The organism is Roseateles paludis, assembly GCF_039872745.1.
In the GTDB taxonomy this organism is placed as follows: domain Bacteria; phylum Pseudomonadota; class Gammaproteobacteria; order Burkholderiales; family Burkholderiaceae_C; genus Pelomonas; species Pelomonas paludis.
Window position 1 is genome coordinate 874,291 of record NZ_JBDPZD010000002.1, and the last position, 24,200, is coordinate 898,490.

Consider the following 24,200-nt stretch of genomic DNA (forward strand, 5'->3'; position numbering starts at 1 on the left):
CGCTCAGAACTCCAGGTCGCCCACCAGCAGCTCCTCCTCGTCCTCGCCCGCCGCCGTCGGGGCACGACGCAGCAGTGCGTCGAGGTTGACGGTGAGCTGCCCGGGGCGCAGGGCCCCCACCGCCCGCCCGCTGCCATTGGCCACGCCGGCAGCCGCCGCCATGGGCGACAGGCCCGTGTTGGGCGCCGACACCATCTGGCCCGGCTTGTAGATCAGGGCCAAGGCCGTGGTGTAGGCATTGATGCCGTCACGGATGAGGCGGAAGTCACCGTTCGGGGCATAGAGCTGCACGTCAACGCCCGGCATGGCCTTGATCTCGCCATTGCTCATGCCGATCAGGCCGCCCGGGGTGGCCAGGGTCATCGTCGTCGTCACCCGGGCGTCGTCGAACTGGGCGAAGTTGCCATTGGTGCTGAGCGTGGCCGTGTCGGCGTTGAGCACCGGCACCAGCCAGCGCAGCGGCGTGTCGACGTCGAGCGTCACGCTTTGCGCCGCCGCACCATCAACCCCCGCCAGGCGGGCGGTGAGCGTGTTGCCCGTCGCCACCTTGACGCGGCCCTGGATGACCGGCGCCTGCAGGTCGATGCTGTTCACCGTGGCCTGGGCCAGGGCAATCTGGGTGGCGCTGCGCAGCACGCCCGAGTCGGCGCTCAGCAGATCAAGCTTGATCTGCTTGCCTGCCTGGGCCTCGAAGGACGGCGCGTCTGCATGCTTGACGCTCAGGTCGTCAGCGGCCTGCAGGCGGATGGTCTTGCCGGCCAACAGGTGTTCGGCCGTCAACGCCTGCGCCGCTGTAGCGGCCAGCGAGTCCGCCGCGTTCATCGTGCCAAGCGTGAGCGTCCCACCGACCAGCTCGACGCGGCCCGCGGTGAGCTGCTTCACCACCAGCTCGCCCTTGGCCTCCAGATGCGCCAGGTCGGAGACGAACAAGGTGTCCGCCGTGAGCGTGTTGCCACGCGCATCCAGGCTGGCCTGATAGCTGTGGTTGCCCGTCAGCACCAGGTCCTTCTGGGCCACCAGGCTGGCCGACTGGCCGATGCTAGCGCTGGCCAGGCTGAGGCTGTCGGCCGCCAGCTTGACGGTTCCGGTCACCGCCACGCCAGGCACGACCGTGCTGTCCTGCGGCTTCACCAGGCCGGTGCTGCCCAGCTCCATGCGCGCGGCCTGCGCGTCAAGCGCACCGCCGACCTCGATCCGGCTGGCATGCAAGGAGCCACTGGCGCGCAGAGTGGCGTCACGCCCCACGGCGAGCAGGCCATAGTCCTGATCCGCTGCACTGGCCATCAAGCTGCCCGTCACGCGGGCGGTCTCGACCGCCAGGCCCGCCTTGACCTTGACGTCGGCATCGCCCGCAACGGCCAGCTGCTTGAGCTGCAGGCTGTCTGACTGCAGGTCCAGCTTGCCCGCCGACAGGCTGTCGCCCTTGACCGCGCCGGTGACGCTGAGCGTCGCAGCGCCCGCTTGCACGGCGCCCACGGTCAAGGTGGTGGCCTTGAGCACCAGGCTGTCCTCGAAGCTGGCCTTGGCCAGTTGCACGTCAACCCCTTGCAGCACGGCGGCTTGCTTGCCCACAAAGCCCTCCAGCTTGAGGTCGGCCTGGGCGAGCAGCTGGCTCTTGCCGCCCACGCTGAGCGAACCCACGTCGATGCGCTGCGCCTGGAGGTCCAGCGCGCCGCCCACCTGGCCCGCAACCGTCGCCGCTTCGGTCACGACGATGCTCGCGTCGCCGCCGGCCTTCAAGCCCGTCAGCTGCGCGGTGCGCGCACGGACCTTGACCGCTGCATCGCCGCCAAACTGGTCGGCCACCAGGGCGCCCGAGACGCTCAAGCTGGCGTCGCCATGGCTGGTGAGCGAAGCAATCTGCGCCTCGTTCGCCTGCAGCGTGAGCTTGCCGCCGATGCGGCTCGCGGCCCCGCCGACAGTGAGCGTGCTCTTGGCCTCGCCGTCCAGGTCACCCCCCACCTGCAGGCCAGCGAGCTTGAGTTGATCGGCTCGCACGACGAGCCGGCCGGTGACATCGGCCGCACGCAAGGTGAGGCCAGTTGTGGCCTGCAGGTCAGCCGCGCCGCCCGCCTTGATGGCGTCCACCTCGGCCGACGCGGCCTGCACGCGCAGGTCGGTGCCGGCAGCCAGACGTGCAGCCTGCAAGACGCCGGCCGTCACGTTCAGGTCCTGCTGGCTGGCCAGCTGGCCCAGCACCGCCTGAGTCGACGCGGTGATGACGCCCTTACCTGTGGCATCGAGCTGGTCCAGCTGCAACTGCGGTGCAGTGAACAGCGCCTCGGCCCCGCTGCGCGAGGCCTTGACCCACAGACGCTCGCTGGCCGTGGCCTTGGTGGCCGCGCCCGACTGCATGGTGCCCACTTCGCCATCGCGCACGCTCAGGTCCAGCTGCTTGCCAGCGGCCAATCGCGATGCGCGCAGCACATCGGCGCTGAGCGTGAGCGCTCCACCGGCCGTGATGCGGTCGATGCTGAGCTTCTGGTCCAGGCTGAGGCTGGCATCCCCGGCAATGTCCAGCTCGCCCAAGCTGGCCTGCGCGGCCTTCAGCCGCAGCGCGCCGCCGATGTCGGCACGCGCCAGCTTGAGGTCGCCAACGGCCGTGAGATCGGCATCGCCGCCCGACTTGAGCGTCCCCCCGTCGATGCTGGCAGCCTTGGCCAGGAACTTCTTCTTGGTTTCAAAGGACTGGAAGCTGAGCGCGCCGCTGACGTTGAGGTCGGCGCTGTCCGACACCAGGACGTTGCCCAGGCTGGCTTCGCCCGCACGAATGCCCAAGGCGTTGCCGAAGTTGCCGCTGTCCAGCACCAGGCGTCCCGCCACATCCATGTTGGCCACGCCGCCCGCTTCGACCGTGCTGATGTCCGCAGACTCGGCAACCAGGCTGAAAGCCCCGCCGGCCTGCAGGAGACCGGCTTGCAAAGCTCCCGCAGCCACCGTCAGCGAGCCGCCGGCAGACAAAGAGCTGATCGCCAACGGGCCAGAGCTGACGCTCGCGTTGCCCCGGACACCAATGGTGCCCAGCGATGCGGACCCCGCCGAGACGCCGAGGTTGCGGCCGACGCTGGCGCTCGAGAGCACCAAGTTCGAGGTCACGCGGAGGCTGGCGTCGTCACCCGTCCCCAGGCTGCTGATCGAGGCGTTCCCGGCCTGCAAATCAGCGCGTCCGCCAGCGGACAAGGCGCCTGCCCCCAGGGCGCTCGCCCTGACGTCCAGATTGCCTCGAGCGGACAGGTCGTCGACTTCCAAGTTGTTCGACAACTGCAAACGAGCATCGCCCCCAACGACTGCGGTGCCCAACTGCGCACTGCCCCCTTGCATCAGCAAGCCACCGCCCGCGCGGAGGTCCCGCACATTGGCCCGGGTGAAGCTGAGGCTCATCTCGGCACCGCTGACCAACTCGCGCACCGTCACCTCAGGTGCACGGGCCAGTGTGAGGTTGTGGCCGGCGGACACCCGATCGCCTTGCAGCGGGCCACCGGCGTCGAGCATCACATCGTGACCAGCGCTGACGTCCTGGGCCAGCATGCGCCCGCCCGAGCGCAGCTCGATGTCAGCACCGGCTTCGAGTCGGCTCTTGACGAGCAGATCGCCTGTGCTGGCCTGCAGCCGTGCATCGCGCCCAGCCTTGAGCGCGCCGGCGAGGTCCAGGCTTGCGGCCTGGAGCTTCAGGTCGTGATCGGCGCCCAGTGCCTCAATCACGTCGGCGGCGGCGAGCGCGCCGGTGGCGACGATATCGACATGGCCCACGGTCCGCACCGGCCCCGTGATGTCGAGATCTGCGCTGGCGCTCAGCACCACATCGCCCTGGCCCGACTGGGCCGTGAGCAAGGTGGTTTTCGTCTTGGGCGGCGCGTCCTCCAGGCTCAGGTAGACACCGCCCGTGCTCGTCTTGGCGCTCACGCGGTCGCTGGTGACGCGCAGCGGCACGGCGGCAGCGCCGATGCCCGTGCCCGCATTGAGGTCGATCAGCGCGGCGGCGCCGCTGCTCTTGAGCGTGTCGGCTGCGGACAGGGCGCTGAGCGCACCCACCGCCGTCAGGTCCATGCCGTCGCGTGCCATCAGCGTGGCCAGCACGAGGTCGCCGGCCGCATGGGCGACCAGGCGACCAGCGGCCAGGGCAGAGGCGTCGAGCGTGACCCGGCTGTTGAGCAGGTCCAGGCCCGCGTCGCCGCTGGCGCTTTGTACGCTGACACGGTCGGCGGCCACGCGCAGCAGCGCGTCCCCGGCGCCACCGGCGATGCCCCCCACACCGGCGCCGCCGGGGTTATGCGCGTTGAAGCGCACCGCACCGCCGGCGTCGGACACGGTCAGGGTCGAGCCCGCCCGCGCCGCCTGCACACCGGCCAGCTCAGAGTCGATGTCGAGTCCCGTTTTGGCGGTGATGTCCGCCAGCACGGTGGGTCCGGCGCTGCTGGTGAGCGCGACCGAGGCCCCGCTCTTGAGCACGCTGTCCGGCGCCATCACGAGGCTGCTGGTGGTGATCACGGCCTTGCCCTTGGCGTCGAGCAACGTGCCGGCTTCAAAGCGGGTGTCACCGCCCACCAGCCATTGCGTGTCGCCATTGACCTTGGCATCGCCCGCGAGCGTCACGCCCAGCAGGCCCGGCGCGGTCAGACTGAGCGCGCCGGTGCTGCTGTCGCCCAGGCGCAGCGTGCCGCCGCTGGTTTGCAGCCAGGCATCCTGCGACTTGAGTTGCAGCTCGCCGCCGCGCGTTTGCAGCACCAGGGCACCGGTGCCGCTCACGCCGTCGTTGCCGACCTTGCCGGCGATGTCGAGGTAGAGGTTCTCGCCGGCCAGCGACAGCAAGCCGGTTTGCTTTTGCGTCAGGCTGCCCGAGCCCAGTGTCAGGTGCACGTCCTTGGCGGCGTTCACCACGTCGATCACCAGGCTGCCCAGCGGCTGGGTGAGGAAGATGGACTCATTGGCACGCGCCAGGCTCAATTCGGCCACCTGGGTGGTCAGCGGCGCCAGGGCCGTGCCCAGGCTGCCCAGGCCACCGTCCAGCACCAGGGTGCTGGCCTTGATGGGCTGGAAGCCGCTGCCGGCGGTGATGCCGGTCTGCGCCGAGAGGCGGACAGACCCATTGCTGGCAATGGCGCCCAGCAGCAGCGCACCTTGGCCCTGCACGAAGAGCTGGCCCTGCGCCGAGGCGTCGAACTGGTCACGCGCCTCGACGAAGAAGGCGCGCGTGTCCTTGACCTTGAGCCCGGTGATCTGACCCTGCGCATTGGTCAGCACCTGGACGTCGCCCGGTGCCACCGCCTGCGACAGCGCGTAGCGCGCCTCTTCGCTGAGCGGCTGGCCCACCGGCAGCGTCAGATAGCCGTTGTCCCGGCCCAGCGAGGCCGAACTCTTGGTACTGCTGATGGTGACCTTGCGGCCCGAGACATTGAGGTGGTCGATGCCACCACTGCCGGCGCTGGCCTGGCCGAACGCGGTCTGGCGGATCTGGTTCTGCAGCCGCTCGGCGCCCCAGTAGTTGCCAAAGGCGTAGGTGCCCAGCAGCGTGTCGGCCGCCAGGTGGTAGCTGGGGTCGAAGCTGGTGAAGGCGGCCTGGCCCTGCCAGCCGGCGCCCAGGCTGGCGCTGAAGGCCTGCCCCAGGCTGGCAAAGCGTTGGTCGACATAGGCCTGCAGCTGCGCGTCGCTCGGGCTGCCGCCGATGACCGTGGCGGCGACATTGCGGATCGCGTCACGCCCCGCCACCGTGAGCTGGCGGTTCGCATTGGTGGCGTTCACCAGCGTCCAGTACTCGTTGTAGCGGTCGGCGCTGAATCGGTAGCTGTCGTCACGCGCCTGGAAGGCGCCGAGCGACTGCCACTGGTTCTTGCCCAGCAGGCGGTCGAAGCCGTCGGTGTAGCCCTTGAGAAGGCGGTTGGCCCAGCGGTTGACGTCGCCATCGGTCGGCGCGGCCAGGCCCAAGCCCGCAGCCGCCTGGGCACGCAGCAGCCCGAGGCCCTTGCTCGACAGCTCGATCTGGCCGTTGTTCAGGCTGCCCAGGGCCATCAGGTCCCAGTAGGCACGGTAGTCGCGGTTGACCTGCTGATCCAGCGGCGCGATGGTGTGCTGCAGGTAGTCCTGCACGCTGGCCTTGCGGTCGCCGCTGAGGTGCAGGGTCTGCTCCCAGAGCGCCTGCAGCTCGTCGTCACTGCGGCCGGTGCCGCCCTGCCCCTCGCGGGCGTCATAGAGGCTGCCATTGGCCTTGAGCGTCACGTCGCCATCGGCCGCCGCGATGGCGTCGATGCGCGTGTCGCCGCCACGCAGCTCAAGGGCGATGTCGCCCTTGGCCTTGGCGCTGACGATGCCGCGCTGCTGCACGCTGCTGCCGATGTTGAAGGTCTGCACGGCGAGCGCCGAGCCGTCTTGCTGGCCGATGCGGCCATTGGCGCTGGACAGGTCGACCGAGAAGGCCGAGATGAGCGTGCTGCCGTTGCCCAGCAGATCGCCCTGCGACTTGAGCACCAGGCTGCGGTTCAGGCCCTGGCTGCCGGCACGCGCGCTGGCGACGAACAAGCTGCCGGCCGCGTTGACGGCCAGGTTGCCGCCCGAGACCACGTCGAGCTTGCCATCGACGTCGATGTCGAGCGCCTTGCTGTTGCCCAGGCCAGTGATGTTGCCAGCCACGTTCAGGCTGAGGTCGCGGCTGCGGATCACGCCTTGTTCGCGGGCAATCAGCGAGCCCCCGTCGGTGACCTTGATCGTGGTGGTGCCGGTGGGGTTGTTGATGCTGCGGCCGAGGAAGGTGTCGGCGTTCGAGCCGATGGTGACGCCGCCGTCCGTGTAGCCCTTGAAGCTGATGTTCAGCCCAAAGTCTGCGCGCACCGTGGTGTCCTGGTACATCGTGATGTTGGTCGCGATCCTCCAGTTGCGGCTGGCCGCGCCCTTGTAGCTGTAGCCAACGCCAGCCCCTCGGAAGCTCGTGGACTGGCGCAGGTTGGAGATATAGGTCGTGCCGGCGTTGCCCGGGTCGTAGATCGGGCCACGGGCGCTGTCGGACAGCGTCCACTCGGTCGTGGCCGCACCGTTCCTGAAGGTCCAGGCCGAGGCGTAGGCATCCCACCAGGAGTTGGTGTTGTTGGTGAAGGTACGCGACGCTGAGGCGTAGCGCGTCCAGCGGTAGCGCCAGCCGGACTGCGGGTCGTAGCTGGTCAGGGCGGCGCCATTGCCGCTGGCAATGAGGTTGGTGTCCTTGTAGGTGGCATCGACATAGCTCTGGTGCAGCTCGGCCGTGGCCTGGCCGTCGCGCTTGACCCACCAGGAGGTGAGCGGGCGCCAGGAGCCGTCAACCTTGTTGAGGTCGGTGATGCGGATCACGCCGTCGCCCGAAGCGGCGCCGGTCTCCACCATCGGGATGTCGAGCGGCCGGCCGCTCTGGTTGTTGATGTTGAGCTTGAGCGTCCCGCTGGACAGCTCAATCGTGGAGCGCGCGTTCGGGTCGGGGTTGCTGTTGAGGATGTGCCCGACGATGCTGACCGCCCCCACGCTGGCGCTGCCGATGGGCGCGGTGCTGACGTGGCCGGAGATCGGGTCGTAGGTCACCGTCACCTTGGGGCTGTCGACCCCGTAGCGCAGCACGGCAGACGACACCTTGTAGAGCCCGTTGCGCTCGGGTGTCAGGCCATTCAGGTTGCGGCAGTTGGTGTCGACCACGCAATCGAAGAAGCTCTTGCGGCCATAGATGCTGGTGCCAAAGGCCTTGTCGAGCCAGTTGACCGCGAAGACCGCGTCCTTGGTGATGGTGACGTCGATGTCACGCGCCGTGCCGGCGCGGATGGGCGCGTTGATGTCAACGAAGTTGGCCGTGATGTCGATGCGGTTGGCCTGCAGCCCGGTGCCACGGTCGTAGCTGGGCAGGGTGTTCTTCGCATAGCTGATGGTCTTGTTGGCCGGCAGGATGTCGAAGTTGTAGCGCCCGTCGTACCAGGCGCCGTTGCCGCCGTAGTCGCCCGGCTGATTGCCCAGGTTCTGGCGGAACAAATAGCCGTAGAGGTTCTCGCCCTTGTTGTTGGCAATGCCCTGCAGCTGGCGCGAGTAGGTGACCGAGTCGGTCGAACTGCCGATGCCTCGGTTGAGGTAGTAGGCCCAGGCAGCGGTGTCCACGAAATCGTTGACGTTGCTCGGGCGGCTGGCCGCGTCGGTCGAGGCCCACATGGCCTCGGGCGAAGTGCCGATGGGCTTGTAGGCCCCGGGTTGGTCGTAGACGAAGGTGCCCTCGGGCGCCTTGATCTCGATCTTCAGCGCCTCGGCGCCACCGTCCAGCACATTGCCGTGCTCGTTGAAGACGGTGTAGTTGCCGCGCAAGTTGCGCACCGGGTTGGTCCCGTCGAGCGGGGCCTGCGTGATGATGTCCGATGCCGGGCCGCCGAAGGCCGTGTCGTAGGCGTTGTGCAGGCTGATGACCGGCACCCGCGCCTTGTTGACCTCGGACACCACCAACGACGAGGGTGCCGAGCCCAGGCCGGTGAAGCTCACCGCGCCGCCACTGTCGATGTCCGGGATGACCAGCTTGTTGGCGATCAGGAAGGCGTTGCTCGCGTTCTCGACGCGGATCAGCGGGCCGCCGCGCGCCGTCAGGCTGCCAGCGCCGGTGACCGTGCTGGCGTCCACCTCGATGCTGCCGCCGGCGGCCACCAGGTCGGGCAGCACGTAGGCATTGAAGGTCTGAGTGGGCAGCTTGCCAAGCTTCTGCTTGGTCGCATCGGTGTAGTAGAAGTTGGGGCTGAAGCCGGTGACCTTGGCGATGAAGCCCTCGGGCCGCAGCACCTCATTGGCCGTGACCTGTTGGCCCTGGGCGTTGAAGTAGTTGCCCGACGCATCCATGCTGAAGGTCTTGACGGGCAACTGCAGCTCGGGGCTGTCGGTCACCTGGGTCAGGTTGCCGGCGCCATCGATGCTGTAGTCGCGCAGCCGGTAGTAGCCGGCCACCACGTCACCGAACGCTTTCAGCGTGCCGTTGAAGTTGGCACTGCGGCGGCTGTCGCTGGTGCTGGTGCTGAACAGGTCCAGATAGGGGTTGTGACCTTCGCCGTCGGCCTGGGTGATCTGGTCGCCCTTGTAGGTTCGCAAATAGACATTGCGCCCGGCCTGCACCTGGCTGCCGGCCACCAGCTCGATAGTGGCCGTCTGGCTGATGTTGGCGATCGCCGGATTCTGATAGCTGATGGGAATCGCGGTGTTGTTGTAGACGTCGGTCGTCGCCTTGGCCTGCACCAGGTTGGCGGCGTTGTCGGCGTCGCGGCCGGTGTTGATGGCGATGTCGCCATAGGCCTTGAGCACGCTGCTGGCGCCCACCTTGATCGAGTCGGTCTGCTGGCTCTCCGCCAGGCTCTTGCCGCCGGTGATGCCGACGCCGCCATAGGTCTTGACCAGGGTGTCGGCTTCGGTGCGGTTGAAGGTGCCGGTGCCGATGATGATGTCGCCCGCGCTGCGCAGCTGGGCGCTGCTGCCCACCTCGACGCTGTTGTGGCCGTCGGTCTTGCTCTCGATCTCGGCGTAGGGGATGTCGATCAGGCCGCCCGTGTTCAGCGAGCCTTGCGTGTGCGTCAGCAGGTCGGTCTTGGCCACCATCACGAGGCGGCCCACCTCGTCGCTGCTGGGGTCGCCAATCACGTCAAGCAGGGTGTTGTCACCCACCTTGACCGAGGACTGTGTCGTGAAGTGCGTCTTAGACACCACGGCGCTGCCATTGGCCACGCCGCCACCGGCGCCGGAGGCGTTGTCGCCCTCCAGCGGCTCCAGCGCGCGGTTGGTGGTGGTGATGCCGATGCCCAGGCCGCGCAGGCGCACGCCATCACCGATGGTGGTGGTGGCGCTGTTGTCGGCGGTGGCCAGGGTCGTGGCGCCACTGGCACCCACGGCCGAGGCGTTCACGGTGTCGGAGTCGGCACGCAAGGTGCCGAAGTGCGTGGCGTCAAAGGTCAGCGCGCCGCCGCGCAGCGTGTAGTCGGCGGCATTGCCCAGCGCCTTGGCGCCGGCGGCCGAGACCATCACGCTGGTTTGCGTGTTGTCGTCCGCCAGGGCCGTGGCCGCCTGGCCTGACACCAGGCCGCCGCCACCCGCAACGGCCTTGGCCGTGGTCGTGTCCTCGCCGGCTGCCGCCACGTCAAGGTCGCCCAGGCGGCTGGCCTGGGTCTTGACATTGCCCAGCACCACCGAGCTGCTGGCATTGGTCAATGCCTTGGCGGTGTTGGCCCCCACGGCCAGCACGCCGCCGACGGTGACACCAAAGGTGTCAGCCGACTGCGTGCCGCGGTGCGCAGCGTGCAGGGCCACGCCGCCATCGGGCAGCAGGGTGTCGTCGCCGATGCTGGCACTCACCGTGGCGTCGTTCTGGCTCCAGGACAGGCCCGCGTTCACGCCCGCCAGCGCGCCGCCGCCCGAGGCGGTGGACTTGGCCTTGACGTTGTTGCCCGACTGCTCGCTGGCGCTCACCGTCAGGCTGCCGCCGGCGTCAAACACGACGCCCTGGCCCACCGTGGCCGAGGTCGAGCCCTGCATCTTGGCCACCGAGATCGAGGCGCCGATCTGCAAGCCGCCCGACACCCCGACGCCATCGGCCGAGGCCTCAACCAGGCTGCCGCGCGTGGCGCTGACGTTCACCGTCTGCCCCGGCTCCAGCTCGGCACCGCCCACCGCGATCTGGCTGTAGCTGCCGATGCCGGCGCGCACATGGGTGCTGTCGACCAAAGACCCGGCCGCGCCATTGGCGGCCACGGCCAGGCCTCCGGCCGCTGCCACGGACTTGACTTCATTGCCCTCATCGGTAGTGGCGGTGATGCTCAGGCTGCCGGCCTCGATGCGCTGGCCCGACTGCGCGCCGCCCTGGTTGAAGAAAGCCTGCGTAGTGCCCGTGCGGTCGATGTGCGCCACCGCGATGCCGGCTGCGCCGCCGCCCACCGCAGCGGCCACGTTCAAGGCCTTGCTGGACGTCGTGTCGTTCGCCGTCAGGCTGACGCTGCTGCCGTGGATGTAGCCATCAGCCTGGGCCGAGACCTGGCTGTCCAGCCGGCCATAGCCCACCGAAGCACCAAAGCCCACCAGGCCCGCGCCGCCTGCCACGGTCAGCAGGTCCAGGGCGTGCTTGCTGGACTGGTCGCCTGAGTCCGCGCCGATGCTCACCGTGCCATCGGCATCGATCTGGCTGCCCGTGACCTGGGCCGCCGTCGCATTGCGCACCAGGCTCACGCCTACCGTGCCACCCGCGCCGGCCAGCAGGCCGACACCGCCGGCGCCGGCGATGTTCTTGAGCGCCGTCTTCTGGTTGGACGTCACGCTCACATTGCCCGAGGCCTTGATGCTGCTGGCATCCACCGCCGCCGTGGCGCTGTTGGCCCCCGCGTTGCTCAAGGTGCCCGAGAGGTCGCGCTTGCTCTGCGCATTGATCGCCTGGCGATCGTTGAAGCTCAGCATCCCGCCGGTCTCACCCAGCCGATCGCTGTTGACGACGTTGACGATGCGGTTCATCAGCTGCGTGCCCTTGGCATCGCCGCCGCTGCCGAAGGCATCGTTGGCCGTGTTGGCCTTGCTCTCGTCGTCGGGGTTCTGGGTGTTGCCGAACTGGTCGGCACTGACCGAACCCGTGCCCGTCATGGTCAGCGAGATGGCAAAGCCCACGCCCACGTCGACCGCGCCGCCGACACCCACGGTGCCGGCCAGCTGGTCCTGGCTGTTGAGGGCATGGATGGTGACGTCCTTGGCGTCCACCAGGCTGCTGCGGACATCGGCCGTGACATTGGACTTGGCCACCAGGATGGACACCGTGCCGCCCACGGCGCCACCGGCACCGAAGCTGATGCCTGCGGCGCCGCTGAGCTGGTTGATCAGGCCATGGTCATTGGCCTCGACCTTGAGCGTGCCGCCGGCCGGGCCGCTGCTCGATGCAGCGCCTGCGCCTTCGTTGTTGCTGGCGTCATCGGCCGCAACGCCGACCACGCGCTTCCAGCCCTCGGCCACGCCCACTTGCAGGTCGGCATGGCGGGCGCTGGCCGTGGTCTCGTTGGTCACCACCGCCACGCTGGCCAGGGCGGCCACGGCCGTGCCGGCGCCGCCGCTGATGGTCATCGTGAAGCTGTTGATGGAGTCGCTGCTGTCGGCCGTCACCGCGATGTCGCGGCCGCTCTGCACCACCGTGGGCTGGCCCACGTCGGTGCTGCGCCCGATCAGCGCGCGGGTGGTGGTGTCGGACACCGCCACCGCCACTGATCCAGCCGCCGCCAGGCCACCCACGCCCAGCGCGCCGGCGCCGGTGATCTGGTTGAGCAACTGCGCGTTGTCGGCGTCCACCACCACGTCCCGATCGGCGCGCGTCGTGCCGCCCAGGATGGAGGCCTCGACGTCGCCGTCGAACACCACCACGCCCACCGAACCGGCAATGGCCGAGCCGCCGCCGGCCGCACCGGCCAGGATGCCGTTCTGCGCGGACTCGTTGGCCGCCCGCACAACGACATCGTGCCCGGCCTTGACGGCACTGTCGCGCACCTGCGCGGTGGTGCTGGTCTTGAACACATCGCCACCCAAGGCGCCGGCACCGCCGCCGGTGCCCACACCGCCGCTGAAGCCGAAGCTGGACAGCACATGGTGGCTGGTGGACTTGACGCGCACATCGGCCGTCGCGGCCGGGGCCACGCTCTGGTTGATCGCGGCGTTGGCGATCTCGGCCTTGGTCGTGCTGCTGATGACGTGCGCATCGGCATTGGCGCCAATGCCCACGCCCTCGGTCGCCCCGCCCACCGTGGTGTCGTAGGACAGCACGTGGCGCAGCGAGGTGGCATTGACGGCCAAGCCCTTCACCGTCTCGGTGGTCTCGCGCATCTTGGCGCGCGTGGCGTCGTAGTTGGTCATCGCGGTGAGGCCGCTGAAGCGCTGCAACGCATCACTGTCTTCGTTGTTGGGCGCCGTGATGCCCGGGATGGCGCTGGCCAGCACGCCGGTGTTGACGGAGGCGCCATTGCCCTGCCCCTTGGCATCCACCTGGGTGCGCGTCTCGCCATCGGCGCCCACGCTGGCCTCGGTGGCGCCACGGATCACGTTGACGCTGGAAGACAGCCCGACGCCCGCGTTGCCGCCCAGGCCCAAGGCGCCTGCAAAGGCCTTGATGTCATCCTGGCCTTGCGCGTCAACGACCACGGTGCCGTCGGCAGTGAGCTGGGCACCGCGCCCGATGTGGGCGGTCACGTCGGTGTCGATCACATTGACCGAGATCGACCCCGCACCGCCCACGGTGCTGGAGCCGCCCACGCCATAGCTGGCGTTGACGATCTTCTCGTCACTGGTGGCCGAGATGCGGGCATCGCCCAGCCCGATCTTGCCCGTGCCCCGGACCTGACCGAGCGAGTCCGTGCCCTGCAGCAGCGCGCTCACGTCATTGGTGATGAGGTTGAAGCCGATGGCCACGCCGATGCCGGCCTCGGACCCGATCGAGACCGCCCCCGTGCCGTAGTTCATCTCGGAGCGATCGGCCGCCAGCACGCTGGCGCCGCCCGTCTGCGTGACGGTGCTGCCCGAGACCCGGGCCGTCGTGACGTTGGCGATCTCGTTGGAGCTGATGGCGCCGTTGAAGGCCACGCCGGTGCCACCGCCGCCGGCGATGGTGACGCCGATCATCTTGACGCTGGAGTCCGCCTGCACCAGCAGCGCATCGCTGGCGGCGCCGAGCGTCAGCTCGCTGCGGTCCACGGCCGCCTCGCGACTCAAAGCCACAGTGTTGGACGTGAGCGCGGCACCGCCGGCCACCTCCTTGGAAAAGCCGATGGAGCCCGCGCCGGTGTAGACCTGGGCGGCAAGGCTCGTGTCGTCGCCGGCCTTGACGCTCAGGCTGCTGCCGGTGACCGAGGAGTCGTTGACCTGGGCCGTGGTGCGCTCGGTCGCAAAGTTGATGACGAAGCTGCCATTGATGGACGCATTGGCGCCATAGCCGCCGGCTGCCGCCACGCTGATGTGCTGGCTGGACGTGGTGCCCGCCACGCGCGTGTCTGCCGCGTTCACCGTGGCGTTGTGGACCAAGGCCTCGGACACCGCCGAGTTGACACCCACGGTGCCAGCCAGGCCGCCGGCCGAGCCTTGGGTCGAGATGCCGATGGCACCCGCAATCGCAAAGGCCCTGTCGGCCGATGCCGAGGTGACGCCCAGGCCTTCGGCGGCGGTGGTGGTCACCTGCGTGGTCTTGCCGTAGTCGCCCACGCGCGCCGTGGCGCGCGACTCGTCCAGCGTCACCGCGACCGAGCCCACCAGGGCCACCTTGCCACTGGTGCCGGCCACGCCGACACCGACGTTGACCATCAGCGTGGCATCGGTGGCATCCACCTGCACGCTGCTGGCGTTGACGGTGCTGCCCTCCAGCACCGCCTCGTGCACGCTGGCCACGCGGGCCAGGGCGGCCGACGCCCCGGCATCATTGCCCGAGCCCACGGCCACGCCGCCGGCCACGCCGATCATCAGCGCGCCGGGCTGGGTGGTGCCGATGGACTGCCCGCCAAAGGACTCCTGACGCTCCTGGCGCAGCGAGGCGCCGTAGTCGTAGTCGCTGTCTGGCGCGGGCGTGCCGTCGGCCGCCAGCACGGCGGCCAGGCGGTCCTTGAAGACCTGGGGCGTGACGTCGCTGGCCTGCACCACGACGCCATCCTTGGCCTTGATGGTGCTGTTGGTGCCATTGCGGTCGGTGATGAGCGCACGGGTGGTGTTCTCGACTTCGCCGTAGGTCACCGCCCCTTCGATGGTGGTGCTCTTCTTGTCGGTACTGATGCCGACCGAAGCCGCGCCAATGCCCAGCACCACGGGGTCGTAGGCCCGCACGTCCACCTGGGACAGCTTGTCGCTGTCGGCGCCAGCCACGCGCGACTCGACCTGGTTGTGGATCAGGGCCACGCCCACCGAGGCACCCGCCGCGCCGCCCTTGTTGGACTGCACGGTCAGGGCGCCAGCGCCCACGCCGGTCTCGGTCTTGTCGTAGCTCAGCACCTCCAGCGCGGAGCGGAAGCTGTCGTTCGTGCTGCTGACCTTGCCGCCATCGACGGCGGCGATGGTCGAGTTGTCCGAGTCCGTCATCGAGTAGGACGCACTCAGCATGTAGCTGGGCTTGTTGCCGCTGGAGCCCGCGATGCCCAGGCCGACGGAAATCCGCTGGCCCGAGGACAGGCTCTCGACGCCCACGCGGCCGTAGTCCTTGACGGCCGAATCGGACACCCGGGCAAGGGTGTCGTTGTCTTCGAGATCGAGCGCGATGGCGCCCGAGACGCCGTAGCCGGTCTGGGTCTGCGGGGCCTTGAGCTTGAGCACGGCCAGCGAGCCCGATACCGAGTACTGGTGCGTGTCGTTGACGGCCCGGGCGCTGAGGCTGGTGGCATCACTGACACCGACCGTCTTGGTGCCCAGGTAGGCCAGGCTGGCGTGGTCGATCAGAGAGCTGGTGTCCAGGTCGCCCAGGTTGACGGTGGAGCTGCCCGCAGCGGCGAAGGCGATCTTGCTGGCCTCCATGGGCTTGGGCGGTGCGGAGGAGGCTTGCTGCTTTGCCTTGACCTTGTCACTGAGCCAATTGCGCGCGTCGGCCATCTTGCCGGGCTTGTCGGTGGCGAGCTTGTCCACCAGGCCCTGGCGCATGCCGCTGGTCTTGGTCTTGACCTTCTCCATCAGCTTGGAGGGACCGCTCTTGGGATCGTCGCTCTTGGCCTGGTCGTCCTGGCTGTTGTCCTTGGTGCTGACGGCGGAGGCCGACGCGGCAAGGGCGCCGCTGGTGCCCTGGGTCAGGCCCAGCACCTCAACCTGCGGCACGTCCACGCTGCCAACGGCATTCATGCCGCCGAAGCCGTCGGGGCGCACGGCCCCCACGGCCAGTGCGCCGGGGTCGGCAATGGCGGCCACGGTGCGGCCGCTCAGGTCGTTCACGGCCAGCGCGATGCCCACGGAGGCCGAGGCTTCGCCGTAGGCCGCCGCACCGGCGGCGCTCCAGACCGAGACATCTTCGGTGGCGGTGACGCCCAGGCGCTCGGCCTTGATGTCGGCCTTGTTGGACAGCACGGCAATGGTCTTGTTGTCGAGCTGCGAGTAGGCGGCAATGATGTTGACCGCCGAGCCTTCGCCCTGGCCGGCCGTGGGTGCCACCGCAATGATGCGGTCCTGGCTCAGCGCATCCACGCCGATGGTGCCGGACTGCGCCCGCGCCACCACGCCATCGTCGATCCCGGCGATGGTGCTGTGCTCGGCCGAGGCGTAATTGAACGCGCCGCCCACGGCCAGATTGCCACCCTGCGCACCCAGCTTCTTGCCCGAGACGCCGAAGTCCACGGGCTGGCCGGTCAGCGTCAGGAAGGCACTCTGGTTGCGGGCCTTGACGTCGAGTGCCTTGTTGAAGGTGAGCGAGTCACGCAAGGTGATGCCCAGCGACACCGGCTTGTTGTTGAAGAAGCTGGTGATCTCGCCGATCGCATTCGTGACCGGCTCGCCGATGGCCTTGATCTCGTCCACCGTCTCCAGCAGGATGTTGGAGATGGCGTTGGCCGGCTCGCCGTTCATGGTCACGTCGCCGTCCAGCAGCGGCACGGTGGGCGACTTCCAGCTGACGGTCCACTCCTGGTCGCCCCCCAACGCGGTGATCTTGGCGCCACTGCCCACCCAGGACTTGGCCGTGTTGTTGAACACGGTCCAGTTCACCGAGCCGGTGATGGCATTGGTGTTCTCCTTGCTCGCGTCCTTGGCCTGCTCCTGCTCGGCCAGCGCCGTCGCCCAGGAGGTGAACACGAACTGCGGCATGCCGAAGTTGGGCGGCGCAAAGCGCTTGAACAGCGCAACGGGATCACGCAGCCCATCCACGCTGAAGGCCGCCAGCCAGGTCACGTCGAGCGGCTGGTAGATGTCGGCATAGCTGCCGAAGTGCTGGGCCGTGATCTGGGCGTTCTGGCCCACGGTGGCTTCGGCCGTGTGGGTGTAGAGCCCCACCGCCACGGCGGCGTTGATGATGGGCCCGTTGTTGACCTGGTCCTTGGTGTTGACCTTGCTCTCGGCGATGTTGTGCAGCGCGCGGTCTTCGGTGGCCGAGATCACGGCCACATTGCCGCTGGAGTCGATCACCGCACCAGGGCCGATATTGGCCTTGGAGCCGAGGTTGGTCTCGTTGACGGTGATCACCGCCCCGGCCTTGATGGGGGGTGCGCCCTTGCTGAGGTTGCCGAGCTTGTCGAACTTGTCGCCCAGCCACGCAAACAGCTTGCCCTGGTTGGAAGCAAAGGGGCTGATCTTGTTCGCCATGCCCAACAACATCTTGTCGGCCACCGTCGGGTCGCCGCCCACGTCGTTGCGCGAGGCGGTGTAGTTCTGCCAGAGCGAGGTGTCGGCCACCACATTCACGTCGCCGACCTTGCTCAGGCTCGCGCCCAGCGTGGCCGTGCTTTGCGCCTTGATCTCGCTGACGGCCACGGCCGCGCCGACGGAGGCTTGCGGCGGCGGCGGCTCGCCGTCCTTGGCCTGTTGCTGCGCCACGGTGGTACTGGCCACGCTGCGCATATTGCCGGTCTGCAGGGCAGCCAGGTCGAGCGACTTGACGTTCAGCGTCGCGCCATACGCCACATTGGCAGTGGCGGAGACGTCGGCCTCCACGATGCCCACCACCACGCCCCCCAGGGAGTTGTTGGACAGGACCTTGACCTGGCCCTTGGCCGTGGCGTCGTTGTAGGCGCCCAGCGTGGCCTTGCCGCCGCTGGTGAGCTGTGCGCCGCTTTGCACCTGCATGTCGGCCACGCCGGCGGTCTTGACGTAGAGCGCCGCCGCCGAGGCGAGGTTGTTGCCCTTTTCGTCGACGGTGAACACGCGCACTGCGCCGGCTGCCTTGTTGACGGAGGCAGCTGAGATGTCGAGCGTGGTGGTGGACTCCAGCACCGCCGAGCCTTGCACATCGACATGGGCGTCGGCCTGGGTCTCGTGGTAGCCGGCGCTGAGCCCGGTCCAGCCGCCCACGGCCGACTGCAGCAGCTGCACGGCAAAGCCGGTGGCGCCATCGGGCGAGGCCTCGGCGCGCGCAACGGCATTGACGGTGATGTCATTGGCCTTGACGGTGCCGGCCAGGGTGACGCGCGCATCGGCCGTGGCCTTGCCCAGGTGGTATTGCTCCAGCGAGTAGGCGGTCAGCTCCACCGAGCCGCCAGTCCCGCTGCCGCCGGGCACCGCATGGGCCAGGATGGAGGAGCCGCTGTTCAACTGGATGTTGGCGGCCCGCAGCGTCACGTCGCCGGCATCGCCGGTCAGGGCCGCAGTGGCGGCGTCCGCCCCGTCGGCCACCGGGCGCGTGATGATGGCCGCGCCGCTTTGCAGCTCGATGGTGCCGCCCTTGACCTGCTCGCCAATGTTCAGCGGTCCCCAGCCGATCTTGCTGTCGTAGCTGAACTTGCCCGAGCCCAGCACGCCATCGCTTTGCCCACCCAGCGCATACAGCTTCACATTGCCGCCACCGGTGATCAGCTTGGCGTTCTGGCCGAAGGTGATGTTCTGCGACAGGAAGGCAATGCTCTGGCTGCCGGTCGTCAGCACCTTGCTGAGGTCCAGCACGGTGCCCACGTCGAAGGAAATCGAGTCGTTGGCTTGCAGGATGAGGTTGGCACCGCCGGCCAGGCCGGCGATGGTGCCGGTGGTGATGGCGCAGGCGCCGTCGCTCACGTTCAGGCAGCTGCTGCCACCTGCCGCGCCGCTGCTGATGCTCAGGCTGTCCGGGTCGATAAGCAGGGTGCCCAGCTCGCCCTTGGCGGCCGTGGTGTCCACCAGGCCATAGACCTGCACGCGGCGGCGGCCCGAGACCTCGACAAAGCCGCCACGGCCCAGGATGGCACCACCCCGCGCGCCCGCAAAGCCGCCGAAGTCGGCGCTGCCGTCGCTGAGGAACTGGATGCGCCCGCCGTCGCCACGGTCGATGGCGTCGGCCTCCACGCTGGAGGTGATGGCGGCGATCAGGGTTTGGGTCTTGGGTGCGCTGGGGACTGAGCCCTCTTCAGCAGCCGGCTCGGCCGCGCCGGGAGCGCTGATGGAGCCGATGGTGGCCACGCCGCCGCCCAGCAGGCCGGAGACGTCGATGCGGGAGCCGGGCGCCAGTTCAATGCGCTCGGCCTGCACCGTCACCACGCCGCCCAGGCCAGCGCCTGCGGCATCGGGCATCGTGAGCGTGCCGCGCTGCGAGGCATCGAGCTGCCCCTTGAGCGTGACCGCGTCGTCGGCGATCAGCTCGATCACGCCGCCACGCTCGACCATGCCCGTCGCCACCGAAATGCCCTGGCTGGACACGGCCGCGCGGAAGCTGGCGTCGTGCAGCGCATCGGCCCCGGCCTTGATGCGGCCTTCGATGTCGACGCGGCGCGCCTCGATGCGCACCTTGTCCAGCACATTGATCTTGCCGTCGATCTGCACCTGGCCCTCGGCCGAGCGCGGGGCCTTGCCGTCCAGCAGCTGCTGCACGGCCGCCTCGCCGACCTTGCCCTGGCCGTCGAGCATCGCGTCGAGATGCGCACGCGTGGTGGCCACGACCTGGAGCGACTGCGCATTGATGACGCCGCTGCGGCTCACGACCATGCCGGCCGGGTCCGCGAAGACGAGGTTGCCCCCGAGGGTGCCGTCCTTCAGGCCGTTGAGCACGCCGTCGACGCGCACCGGCGCGTCGGTCACGATGTTGATGACACGCTGGGCCTGCTTGGGCACGTGCACATTCACAGTCTGCCCCTGCGCCACCTCGAAGCGGCTGAAGGAGTTGAAGGCGTTGTCGCCCTTGATGGTGCCGGTGGTGATGTCGGTGTGCGTACCGGCCACCGTCTGCTGGGTGGCGGTGCGCCCATCGGGCTTGATCACATTGGCCTGCGCCCAGGCGGTGATGGGCGGCACGCCCACCACGGCAGCCACGCCAGCACCGAGCGGAGTCAGCCGCAACAGGCGCCACACGGCACGCGGGCTGCGGCGGGTGGAAAAGCGGCGGAACTTCAACGAGCGGGGCGTATTCATGGCAGACCCTTTAGCTTGGCTCGCGCCCCCGAAGGCGGAGGGCGCCAAACCCCAAAATGAACGAAATCTCTCAGTGCACGGCAGCGGCGGACTCGCGTTCCGCCGCCGCTTGGGACCGGCGCTCGTCGAGCTTGACCGCCAGCCTTTGAACCTGGTTGAGTGACAGCAGATGCGCGTAGATCAGGCCCAGCAAGCCCTGGGCGGAGAGGCCCTCAAGGGCTTCCGCCGGCAGGCTGCGGAGCTTGGCCTCATTGACAGTCTTGAAGCCCCGCAAGGTCTGGCGCTCACCCATCAGTTCGTACTCGATAACGCGGTCTTCGAGCAGGTCCAGGTCCGCGAGCCGCTGGCCCAGATCGCGGCTGGCCACCATCTCCTGACGGAAGGCGACCAGGAACTGCTTGATCTCCTCCAGCCACGGGGTCTCGCGGCCATCGGCCTCGAACAGGGCCTGGCCGTCTTGCGTGTTGAGGCCGGCGTAAGCGCGGTCGAGGCAGACGGTGAAGTTGCTGTCGCCTTCAGATTCGGCCAGAACAAAGGGGTAGCGCCGGATGAAGGCAGGCAGGTAGGCCCCTTGGCGCCAGGCGCCGTCTGGCTGCACGAAAAGGTTCTCGTGCGCCTGCAAGCCCAGGATGGCCGCGAGGCCGACGCCGGTCTCGGTGGAGACGAAGACGCAGGGGAAATCCAGCGCCGCCTGGGGCAACTCGGAGGCGGCGATCAGGACCGAGTTGGTCTCCCGTGCGAACCCAAATTTGTCAGCCGCCGGCTTGAGCTTCAGCTCACGATGGGCTTCGCGGTTGAGGCTGACGAGGTCGTCGTAGATGAGCAGGGTCTTCATGGGGGGTCAGCGTCTTAGAGAAATTTTTCGAGGTCGGCCGAGAGGCGCAGCGTCAGGCGGGTGCTGTCCTTGGGGATCTGGGGCAGGGCCTTGCGCGGCGCCGCGACGTTGACGGCCAGTTGCCAGCGGTCACCGGCATAGCTGCCCCCCAGCCCGGCGCTGGCCAGCTTGCTGGCCACGGCCCCCTTGGTGCTGACGCGGCCGGCGTCGACGAACACGAAGGCGTCGATGCGCTCGGACCACTGGGTCAGCGGGCGGTGGAGTTCGAGGCTCAGGGTCTCGCCTTGGTCGCCCGAGGCGGCCGGCGACGGGTAGCCGCGCACGGTGCCGGGGCCGCCGGCCTGGAATTGCAGGGTCGAGGGCAGCTGCAGCGCGCCGGTGCGCTGGATCACCGCACGGCTGTTGAGCCAAAAGCCCGCGCCAATCACTTGCTGCAGGCTGCCATTGAGCTGGGTGACGAAGGTGTTGCGGGCGGTGTCGCCCTGGGTGCTGGTGTGCGCCTGGTTGAGGGCCAGGCCGACGCTGGCCGTCGAGTCCTCGGTCTGCCGGCCCAGCGTGGCCGTCAGGCCCAGCGAGCGGGTGTGGATGTCGGAGAAGCGTTCTTTTTGGATGTCGGTGGCCGACTGCGTCAGGCCGAGCGACAGGCCGCCATCCAGGCTCCAGACCCCGCGCCGCCACAGCGGCTGGCTGAGCCCGAGGTTGGCGCCCGACGAGGCGCCGTCGAGCTTGACGGACTCGAAGCCGGGCGAGACGGTCTGGGTCTTGCCATGCGACAGGCCCACGTTGAACCGCGTGCCCCAGGCCAGGAAGGGCCCCGGCAGTGGCAGGCCGTACTGGACATTGGCCGATACCGAGCCCTTGGAGCCGATCAGCAGCAGGCTCAGCTTGTCGGTGCGGCCCAGCAGGTTGTTGAGCGCGACGTTGGCGCTGAGCTGGTTTTTGCCGAGCGAGTCCGCCCCTTCGTTGCTGGCCGCGAGCTTGGCAGTCCAGAGCGGGGGCTCCTCGGTGTCGATCTTGATCACGCTGAGCCCGGCCTGGCGCGACTCGCTGGCCGCGAAGTCGAGCGCGATGCGGTTGTCCGGCGTGCCGCGGTGCAGCCGGGTCAGACGCTCGCTGATGGCGGGGCCGTCGATCAGGCTGCCCACCGGCGTGGCGATGACGGCTTCGAGGAAGTCTTTGGACAGCCGGGTCTTGGGCGGCATCACCACCGCCGACAGCTGCGCCTCGATCAGCTGCACCCTGAGGTTGCCCTCGGCCACGCGCTGCGAGGGCACGAAGGCGCGCGCCGTCAGGTGGCCGCGCGCGAGGTAAAGCGCATTGATCTCGATGGCCAGGCGCTTGACGTCGGCAAAGGTGGTGGGCTTGCCGATCTGGCCGGCCACCACGGCCTGCAGTTCAGCCTCGGTCAGGAACTTGCTCGGCGTGAACTCCACGCGCTTGAGCACGAAACTGGGGCCAGGTGCCTCGCTGCCGGCGGGACGCTCGGCCGCCGGGGCCGTCAACTTGGGGTCAACCGGCTTGGGCGCGGCTTGCTGGCGCTGCAGCTCCAAGGCCTCGCGCTGGCGCTGGAGTTGCGCCGGGTCTACGGTGGGCGGCACCTGCGGTGTCACCTGGGCGACAGCGGCGCCAGCGCACAAGACTGTGAGGGCCGCTCCCAGGAAGCCGCTTCGTTTTTGCCGGGTCATGGTCGAATCCAATCCCCGCAAAAACAGCGGGATGCCAAACAGACGCGATTCTCAGCATCCGTGCGACACCCGGTTGCGCCCGAACCCTTCAGCTAGGGGGGTGAGGCCTTCTCCACCCCGGCGCATGAGGGGGACGCTCAGCGGTTGTCCGCCAGTTGCCAGAGCTGGTACTGGTCGTCGTCGTGCTGCTCGGTCACTTCCAGGCCGTCGAGCAATTCAAAGCTGGAGTCGTACCAGCCGCAGGCCAGCGGGTTGCGGCGGCCGGCGAAGTGCATCTGAGGCCGGGTCGCGCTGCCGGCGTCGGCCATGCGGGTCCGGGCACCGCTGCTGCGAAAGCCGCTGAGCGTCGAGCTGAAGAATTCCATGGCGATCTCCTGAAGGGTGTGTGGACCGCCGGGGGTGCCGACCGCTTGAAACGGTCGTCCCGGCGCATGCACACAGCTTCGTCGCCAGCCCTGGCGGCGCCCATCGCCCTTAGGGTGGAACGCAGGGGGGAGTGGCCCTCGCCAGGGGGGTGTCATCCCCCTTCAGGGGGGAGAAACACAAAATAGGGTCAGGGCCAAATTGCACTGCAACCCGGTGCCGGGCTGATCAGCGCGGGTTGACGCGCACCAGGCTGCCGTTGGCTTCCACCAGCAGGTAGAGCAAACCATCCGGGCCCTCGCGCACGTCGCGCAGCCGCCCAATGCCGGCAAACAGCCGCTCCTGGGCCACCACGCGCTGCTGAGCGTCGAGCTTGACGCGCTCCAGGTAGCCAAACTTCAGCGACCCCAAGAAGAAGCTGCCCTGCCAGTCAGGCCCGTAGCGGTTGCTCTTGAGGTGGGCCAGGCCCGAGGGGGCGATGGAGGGCGTCCACTGCACCACCGGCTGCTCCATGCCGTCCTTGCTGGTCAGGCCCTCGCCGATCTTGCCGCCGCCGTAGTTCTCGCCATGGGTGATCACGGGCCAGCCGTAGTTCAGACCGGGGCGGATCAGGTTCAGCTCGTCACCACCCTGAGGGCCGTGCTCGCTGACCCACAAGCGCCCCTGGGCGTCCAGCGCGGCGCCCTGGGGGTTGCGGTGGCCATAGGTGTAGACCTCGGGCGCCGCACCGGCGCGGCCAACAAAGGGGTTGTCGGGCGGCACGCCGCCGTCCTTGGTCAGGCGCACGGTCTTGCCCAGGTGGTTGCCCAGGTTCTGGGCCTGCTGCATCTGGCTGAAGCGCTCGCCCAGGGCCAGCACCAGGCTGCCGTCGGGCAGCTCGGCGATGCGGCAGCCAAAGTGCAGCGAGCTCTTGACCTTGGGCGCCTGGCTGAACAGACGCTTCACATCGGTCAGTTGCTTGGCGTCATCGCTCAAGCGGGCACGCGCCAGCGCCGTGCTGTTGGTCTTGCCATCCACGCTGGCCTCGGCGTAGCAGAGGTAGAGCGTGCGGTTGCGCGCAAAGTCGCTGTCCAGCCGCAGGTCCAGCAGGCCGCCCTGGCCGTTGACATCGACCTTGGGCACACCCTGCAGCGGGCTGCTTGGCGCCTCGCCCGCCCGGGCCGTGCGCAGATTGCCATCACGCTCGGTGATCAGGAAGCGCCCGTCGGGCAGGAAGGCCACCGCCCAGGGCACTTGCAGGCCTTGGACCAAGGTCTCCAGGGTCTGGGCCTGGGCGCCCAACGTGACGATCAAACCCGCCCACGCAAACCACAACTGCCGCATCTTCATGCGATGAATCATGCAGTCAGGGG

5 protein-coding genes are annotated in these 24,200 nt (G+C 68.7%); all 5 read right to left on the reverse strand.

Annotation, left to right across the window (positions count from 1 at the left end; all coding sequences use genetic code 11):
• Positions 1–3: 3 nt before the first annotated feature.
• Positions 4–19,965, reverse strand: coding sequence for a leukotoxin LktA family filamentous adhesin (locus ABDJ85_RS09985; RefSeq protein ID WP_347704609.1), 19,962 nt, complete (start codon positions 19,963–19,965; stop codon positions 4–6).
• A 70-nt stretch (positions 19,966–20,035) separates the two neighbouring features.
• Entirely contained in the window at positions 20,036–20,800 is a 765-nt protein-coding gene (locus ABDJ85_RS09990) for a SapC family protein (protein WP_347704610.1), read from the reverse strand.
• 14 nt (positions 20,801–20,814) lie between these two features.
• Positions 20,815–22,485, reverse strand: coding sequence for a ShlB/FhaC/HecB family hemolysin secretion/activation protein (locus ABDJ85_RS09995; RefSeq protein ID WP_347704611.1), 1,671 nt, complete (start codon positions 22,483–22,485; stop codon positions 20,815–20,817).
• 137 nt (positions 22,486–22,622) lie between these two features.
• Positions 22,623–22,850, reverse strand: coding sequence for a hypothetical protein (locus ABDJ85_RS10000; RefSeq protein WP_347704612.1), 228 nt, complete (start codon positions 22,848–22,850; stop codon positions 22,623–22,625).
• Between the two features lie 226 nt (positions 22,851–23,076).
• Positions 23,077–24,177, reverse strand: a complete 1,101-nt coding sequence (locus ABDJ85_RS10005) for a PQQ-dependent sugar dehydrogenase (RefSeq protein ID WP_430765530.1) — start codon at positions 24,175–24,177, stop codon at positions 23,077–23,079.
• Positions 24,178–24,200: the final 23 nt, after the last annotated feature.